Source organism: Sphingomonas sp., assembly GCF_035555815.1.
GTDB lineage: Bacteria > Pseudomonadota > Alphaproteobacteria > Sphingomonadales > Sphingomonadaceae > Sphingomonas.
In genome coordinates this window covers 1-4421 of the sequence record NZ_DATMGG010000174.1, presented here as the reverse complement: position 1 = coordinate 4421, position 4421 = coordinate 1, and the positions used below count along the sequence as shown (strand labels likewise).

7 protein-coding genes and 1 pseudogene are annotated in these 4421 nt (G+C 67.2%); 5 read left to right on the top strand and 3 right to left on the bottom strand.

Features of this window, described 5'->3' with window-relative positions:
• Positions 1-80: 80 nt before the first annotated feature.
• Both VNR91_RS09610 and VNR91_RS09605 read left to right on the top strand, forming a co-directional pair.
• Positions 81-518 (top strand): hypothetical protein, encoded by a 438-nt coding sequence (locus tag VNR91_RS09610; RefSeq protein WP_325490544.1) that lies wholly within the window; start codon positions 81-83, stop codon positions 516-518.
• Between the two features lie 24 nt (positions 519-542).
• Positions 543-1217, top strand: a complete 675-nt coding sequence (locus VNR91_RS09605) for a TIGR02466 family protein (RefSeq protein WP_325490543.1) — start codon at positions 543-545, stop codon at positions 1215-1217.
• Between the two features lie 35 nt (positions 1218-1252).
• On the opposite strand, the gene VNR91_RS09600 is transcribed toward VNR91_RS09605, so the two are convergent.
• From VNR91_RS09600 to VNR91_RS09590, 3 genes are read right to left on the bottom strand one after another with little or no spacing between them, the layout of a single operon-like run.
• Positions 1253-1639, bottom strand: a complete 387-nt coding sequence (locus tag VNR91_RS09600) for a hypothetical protein (protein ID WP_325490542.1) — start codon at positions 1637-1639, stop codon at positions 1253-1255.
• Positions 1640-1691: 52 nt separating this feature from the next.
• Positions 1692-1907: a helix-turn-helix transcriptional regulator gene (locus tag VNR91_RS09595; RefSeq protein ID WP_325490541.1), complete on the bottom strand. Its 216-nt coding sequence runs from the start codon at positions 1905-1907 to the stop codon at positions 1692-1694.
• Complete coding sequence (locus VNR91_RS09590; RefSeq protein WP_325490540.1) at positions 1907-2329, bottom strand: hypothetical protein; 423 nt, start codon at positions 2327-2329, stop codon at positions 1907-1909. The genes VNR91_RS09595 and VNR91_RS09590 overlap by 1 nt, the downstream gene beginning before the upstream one ends.
• Before the next feature lie 125 nt (positions 2330-2454).
• Here VNR91_RS09590 and panB point away from each other — a divergent pair, with 125 nt between their 5' ends.
• From panB to VNR91_RS09575, 3 genes and pseudogenes are all read left to right on the top strand, one after another.
• Positions 2455-3315: a 3-methyl-2-oxobutanoate hydroxymethyltransferase gene (gene panB, locus VNR91_RS09585; protein WP_325490539.1), complete on the top strand. Its 861-nt coding sequence runs from the start codon at positions 2455-2457 to the stop codon at positions 3313-3315.
• Between the two features lie 69 nt (positions 3316-3384).
• Positions 3385-4086, top strand: a complete 702-nt coding sequence (locus VNR91_RS09580) for a tetratricopeptide repeat protein (RefSeq protein WP_325490538.1) — start codon at positions 3385-3387, stop codon at positions 4084-4086.
• Positions 4083-4421, top strand: a pseudogene (locus tag VNR91_RS09575) (pyrrolo-quinoline quinone); the annotation flags it as partial. The gene VNR91_RS09580 and the pseudogene VNR91_RS09575, both read left to right, overlap by 4 nt.

Below are 4421 nucleotides of genomic sequence, written 5' to 3'. Positions count from 1 at the left end.
TACGGTGAAGTCTTGCGCTAGTAAAAGCCGCGTCAACTTGTTACGTTCGTAACCAGGGGATGGATCGCGGGGGATAGAGAATGGCGACGTATCTGCGGCAACGGCCTCCGACATGGTTCGCGCCCGCCGCGCTGCTGTTCGCGGCATGGGGCGTGATTGGCTGCTATGCCTGTTTTACCCAGTTCAAGATGGGCGCGGACGCGATGGGGCCGGCCAGCGACTATGATCGCGCGCTCTATGCCGCGCTGCCGGGCTGGTACAACTACGTCTATGCTGTCGCGGTCGGCTCCGCGCTGGCCGGCGCGGTGGCGCTGCTCCGCCGATCGGCGATGGCGCGGCCGTTGTTCATCCTCTCGCTCATCGCGGTGGTCGTTCAGTTCGGCTATCTGTTCGCGACGACCGATCTGATCGCGCAAAAGGGCGCGTCGGTGCTGGCGTTTCCCGCCTTCATCCTGGTGGTCGCGCTGCTCGCGGTCCGCCTTGCGGGGGTGGCGCGGCGGCGCGGCTGGATTTCCTGACGCGGCACGGATAGGGGCGCGCGCATGTCCGCGCCCGATCCAGCAGCCGATCCGCTCAAGGTCAGGGCCGAATTCCTCGGCCTGTTCGAAACGCCGGTGCTCCACGGTCGCGTCGCCGATCACGCGCCGCTGACCGCCGCGCTCGCCACCGCGATCCGCGCGCGCCGGGCAGCGGATGAGGAGGGCATCCGCCGCTCGAACATCGGCGGCTGGCATTCGGCCACCGACATGCTGCAATGGGGCGGCGCCCCGGCGCGGCAGCTGGCCGACACCACGATCAAGCTCGCCAAGCGGCTGTCGCATTTCGAGGAGCGCGATGCCGCCAGCGTCGACTGGTCGGTGCGGATGTGGGCGAACGTGTCGCCGCCCGGCGCGCTCAATATGAGCCACGCGCACCCCGGCGTGTTGTGGGCGGCGTCCTATTATGTCGACATGGGCCGCGATCCCGGTGTCGACACGGGCGGCGAGATCTATTTCGAGGATCCGCGCTTTCCGGCGACGCTGATGACCTTTCCCGGTTTCCGCATGGTCGGGCTCGACGGCGCGCCCCAGCCGGTCGAGCGGCGACTGACGACCCAGGCGGGCGATCTGGTGCTGTTCCCGGCATGGATCCGCCACGGCGTCCGCCCCAACGAAGGCACCCGCGACCGCATCTCGATAGCGATGAACGTGTATGTGAAGGAGCGGGCGGGAGTTTAGTCGCGAGCGTCTGGCTAGCGAGTGGCAGGAAGGCGTTATCGTTGGCGAGGCGCCTTTCGCCCGTGTTGCCGCATGATCTCCTCCGGAAAGCGGGTCTGGAATTTTCGCAGCTCTTCCGCGGCGCTTTCATCCAGCCGCGCAGCATGTGCCAACGCGAGGCGGTAGTTAAGCATATCTCCGAGATTGCGATGCGTTATCGCGAGGTTGTACGCCGATACCGGATCGCCATTCCGCGCCGATCGGCGGAGCAGCCTGATCGCCTTCCGCTCGGGGACATAGTCGGTGAGGACGGTAATCGCTGGGGAAAAGCCGCGATGCGCGAGTCGCCGTATAATGGGCAGGGCATGTCCGTTGGCACGTCGTTCAAGAATATCGAGCGCCCGCGCGTATCGATTCCAGCGCGGGTCATTATCGATAGGCATGATAGCGGTGTGATGCTCGCGTGAGCGACGGGAGGCAATATCGGCATTCTGCCTATTCCCCCTCCCACGCGAACACTTCGTCCAGCGGCTTGCCGAACACCTTCGCGATGCGGAACGCCGATTCGAGGCTGGGGGAGTATTTGCCCGCCTCGATCGCCGCGATCGTCTGGCGGGTGACGCCGATCCGCTCGCCCAGCTCGGCCTGCGTCATCTCCCCCGCCATGAAGCGCAGCGTGCGGATGGTGTTGGTGATCGGCGGCGCCGCCATCACCAGCCCCGCCGATAGCAGACGATCTCCAGCGCGTTGCGCGCCAGCTCGGCCAGCACCACCGCCGCCAGCACGGCGTTGATCACGCCGATCGCGCTCCAGCCGAGCAGCACGGTCGCCATCGCGAAGAACAGCGCCGGCAGCAGCACGGCATAGGCGATCGATGAGGCCCGGCGCGCGACGGTGTGGTCGCGTTCGTCGGCCGGGGCCTGTGCGTCGCGGATGTTGGTCAGCGCCACGCCGATGCTGGCGACGGTCACCAGGATCGTCAGCACGACGACCATGCCGATCAGCAGCCCTACGCTGAAGCCCGCATAGGCCGACGCCGGGCCGGAATAATGCCCGACCAGCACGAAATAAGGGGTGAAGGCGGCCACGATTCCCGCCAGCGAGACCCAGGCGATCTTTTCCCGAAACGGCATCGTCACGCTCCATGTGTTCGAATTACCAGACGCAATGTAAAAAATATCAAACATGATGTAAAGATACTTCGTCCATGTGCGGGATCGGCTGGCGTCGGCGGCTGAGCGCGGCTAGGGCGGCGCCCATGTCGACCACCTTCACCATCGACACGTCCACCAGCCGCGCGAACCCCACGCCGGCGCCGATGAAGCGGCTGACGATCCCCGCGATTCAGGCGCGCAAGGGCGGCGATCCGCTGGTCATGCTCACCGCCTACACCGTGCGGATGGCGCAGCTGCTCGATCCGCACTGCGACATGCTGCTGGTCGGCGACAGCCTGGGACAGGTGATTTACGGCCTGCCGTCGACGCTGCCGGTCACGCTCGACATGATGTGCGCGCATGGCGCGGCGGTGGTGCGCGGCAGCTATCACGCGCTGGTGGTGATCGACATGCCGTTCGGCAGCTATGAGGGCTCGCCCGAACAGGCCTTTGCCAGTGCGTCGCGGGTGCTCGCCGAAACCGGCGCCGCCGCGGTCAAGATGGAAGGCGGCGCGGTGATGGCGCCGACCGTCGAATTCCTCACCCGGCGCGGCATCCCGGTGATGGGCCATGTCGGGCTGACTCCGCAGGCGGTCAACGCGCTGGGCGGCTACGGCGCGCGCGGCCGCTCGAACGCCGAACATGCCAAGATTCTGGACGATGCCCGCGCGATCGCCGAGGCGGGCGCGTTCGGCATCGTCGCGGAGGGCGTGGTCGAGACGCTGGCGAAGGAGATCGTCGCGGCGGTCGGCTGTCCGGTGATCGGCATCGGCGCGTCGGCCGAATGCGACGGTCAGGTGCTGGTGATCGACGACATGCTGGGCATGTTCGATCGCACCGCGCGATTCGTGAAGCGTTACGAGGATCTCGCCGGCCGCATTTCCGCCGCGGTCACCACCTATGCGGGGGAGGTTCGGTCGCGCGCGTTTCCTGGTCCAGAGCAGGTCTACGCGCCAAAGCCGTGAACGCTTTTCCTTGGCCGCGCGCGCGGCTAAGGTCCGCCGCCATCCGATCCTCCGTGGAGTAACCGCCCCGTGGCGCTCAGCCCGCAGTCCAACGAAGCATTCCTCCGCGAGGTCGACGACGAACTGCGTCGCGATCAGGCGATCGCCTTGTGGCGGCGCTGGGGCATCGCCATTGTCGTCGCCGTGGTGCTGGGCCTGGCGGCCTTCGCCGGCTGGCTGTTCTGGCAGTCGCACCGTGAGGCGAAGGCGGGGGAGCAGGGCATCACCTTCAACAAGGCGCTCGACGAACTGGGCAACAACCGGGCGGCCGCCGCCGCACCGATGCTCGATCAGCTCGCGAAGGACGGCACGCCGGGCTATGCCGCGCTGTCGAAGTTCACGCTGGCCGACATCGCGCTGCAAAAGGACGATCTGAAGGGCGCCGCCGCCAAGTTCGCGGAGGTCGCCGGCGACGGCTCCGCCGCACAGCCGCTGCGCGATCTGGCGCTGGTCCGCCAGACGCTGGCCGAATATGATTCGCTCCAGCCGCAGGTGGTGATCGATCGGATGCGGCCGCTGGCGATCAAGGGGAAGCCGTTCTTCGGCAGCGCGGGGGAGATGACCGCGGTCGCCTATCTGCGCATGGGCCGCAAGGATCTGGCCGGGCGGCTGTTCGGCGATCTCGCCAAGGATGAAGGCGTGCCGTCGTCGACCCGTCAACGTGCGGTTCAGATGGCCGGGGTACTGGGCATCGACGCGGTCGACACCACTGAGGAAAAGAAGCCCGAATGAACAGATTTGTCACCGCGTGCGCCGCGCTCGCGATCGTTGCGGGGGCGGGCGGTTGCGCCGCGTTGAAGGGCGGCAAGAAAAAGACGCCGGTCGTCGGCGATCGCGTGCCGATCCTGATGTCCGAAAACTCGATCACCGTCGACAAGACGCTGGCCGGGATCGAGGTGGTGCTGCCGCCGGCCGTCGCGAACGATGCGTGGAACCAGCCGGGCGGCAGCGCGTCCAAGTCGATGGGTCACCTCGCGCTTGCCGATTCGCCGCGTGAGGTGTGGCGCGTGCGGGTTCCCGGCGGCGACAATCGCGTGCGGCTGGCCGCGGCGCCGACGATCGACGGC